This window comes from Micromonospora sp. D75 (assembly GCF_018070405.1).
Lineage (GTDB): Bacteria > Actinomycetota > Actinomycetes > Mycobacteriales > Micromonosporaceae > Micromonospora > Micromonospora chalcea.
In genome coordinates, this window is the sequence record NZ_JAGPXV010000875.1 from 1 (window position 1) to 1,891 (window position 1,891).

Below are 1,891 nucleotides of genomic sequence, written 5' to 3' on the forward strand. Positions count from 1 at the left end.
GGATGTCCGAGTAGCCACGTTTGTTAGCCGCCACAACTCCAAGATCGACGGCCCTTGCCGGGGCGGGGACGAGAAGGAGCGTCAGATGTGGCTGGGATCCAGACTCGGGGGATCGAGGAGCAGCGCATGCCAGGGTGGGCCGACGCGGCAGACGGCGGCCCGGGCCCGATCGACATGCGGTGGACGGGGTGATCCCGGCGGCCGGCCTGAGCACCCCGGGCAGCGTTCCTTCAGTGGCAGGCGGAAGCCGGCGGGCGGCGGGCAGCGGGCGGCGGGCGGCGGGCAGCGGGCAGCGGGCGGCGGGCGGCGGGCGGCGTCAGGCGACCCGGCGGCGACGGCCGGGGCGGCGGGGCATCGGCGCCAGCGCCTCGGCGGGCGCGGGTGGTGGTAGCACCTCGACCTCGAACCCGGCCCGCGCGAACACCTCGATCGCCCGGTGCTCGGCCGGGCCGAGGTCGGCCGGGTCGGAGTCGAGCAGTGCGGTCACCAGGCAGCCGGAGCAGCCGGCGCCACGGTTGCCGCAGGTGTCGCAGTCGATGAGCATCAACGCCTCCTGACGGGTCGCCGGTGGCGCTCGGGGAAGGGACCACCACCGTCGGTCACCAGAACGCTAACGCCGGGGTACGACAGAACCGGACAACGAGGCAGCACCCGCCGCGAACCCCAACCAGTACGCCGAAGTGGCGCGATCAGCACGCGCCCGACCCCACCACTCCCCCGATCTGGAGTCGATCAAGGGGGGAGAGAGAAGGCTCAGGACCGGGCCAGGCGCCGCAGCAGCGAGTCGGCGCCCAGCGGGTACGCGCCGTGCCGGCGTACCCCGTCGGCGACCTCGCGGTCGGAGGAGACCACGACCACCGGCCGCCCGGCCGGCTCGGCGCGGACCAGCCGGCGGATCAGCTCGTCCGCGGTCTCGCCCTTGCGGGAGAACAGCACCCGCACGCCGCGCGGCGCCGGGGGCAGGCCGTGGATCCGCTCGGCGCCGTCGAAGACCACTGTGACCTCGTCCCCGGTCTGCGCGGCGATCCCGCCCAGCCCGGTGATCAGCCGTTTGCGCTGCTGCTCCAGCGACATCTCGCCGAAGCCCCGCTTCGTCACGTTGTAACCGTCCACCACCAGGTGTGCCCGGGGCAGCGCGAGCAACTGGTCGAGGCGGGCCGGGTCGTCGGTGTCGCGGGCCCGCGTCGACGGGCCGGCCTGCGCGGCGCCCGGCTGCTCGGCGAACGCGTCGGCGACGAAGTCGGCCGGAAGCTTGTCCACCGGGTCGAGCGCCAGCTCGCGGCGCAGCCCGACCGCGGCCTGGCCGATCGTCTCCAGCAGCAGCCACAGCCGGGCGTCGTCGACCGACCGGGCCTCCTTGGCGCTGGCCCGGGCCACGCCGGCGGCGGCCTCCGCCTCGGCCAGCCGGGCTCGGGCGCGGCGCAGCTCGGCGTCCGCGTCGGCCGCCGCGCGGGCCGCCCGGCCCCGCTCGGTGGCGAGCAGTTCGGTGGCCTTGCGCTCGCGGGCCTGGGTCTCCCGCAGGGTACGGGCGAGCTGGCGCGCCTCCTCGCGGAGCTGACCGAGTTCCTCGCGGACCCGGGCCAGCTCGTCGCGCAGCTTCTCCGCCTCCACCCGGGCCACCGCCCGGTCGTGCTCGGCGCGGGCGGCCCGCTGCTCGGCCTCGCGGACCAGTTCGGCCACCACAGCGCTGTCGGCCTCGGCGCGTACCGCCTCGCCGCTGGCCTCGATCAGTTCCCGCCAGCCCCGGGGCCGGGCCAGGTAGGCCAGCGCGGCCACCTCGACCGGGTCGGCCGCGGCCGGGGCGGTGCCCTCCACCACTGCCGCGCCGAGGGCGCCGGCGTCGGCGCGCACCCGGGCGGTGTCCCGCTGCCGGCACCGCGGGTCGGCGGGG

At 76.8% G+C, this 1,891-nt stretch carries 2 protein-coding genes; both read right to left on the reverse strand.

Annotated features, from left to right (window positions below):
- Positions 1 to 316: 316 nt before the first annotated feature.
- Positions 317 to 544, reverse strand: coding sequence for a hypothetical protein (locus tag KBX39_RS30190; RefSeq protein WP_043329386.1), 228 nt, complete (start codon positions 542 to 544; stop codon positions 317 to 319).
- Positions 545 to 753: 209 nt separating this feature from the next.
- The coding region (locus KBX39_RS30195; RefSeq protein WP_210873809.1) for an NYN domain-containing protein at positions 754 to 1,891 on the reverse strand (1,138 nt) is incomplete at its 5' end.

Coding starts and splice junctions, on each gene's coding strand:
- KBX39_RS30190 (WP_043329386.1), bottom strand. CDS start 544: ATGCTCATCGACTGCGACACCTGCGGCAACCGTGGCGCCGGCTGCTCC.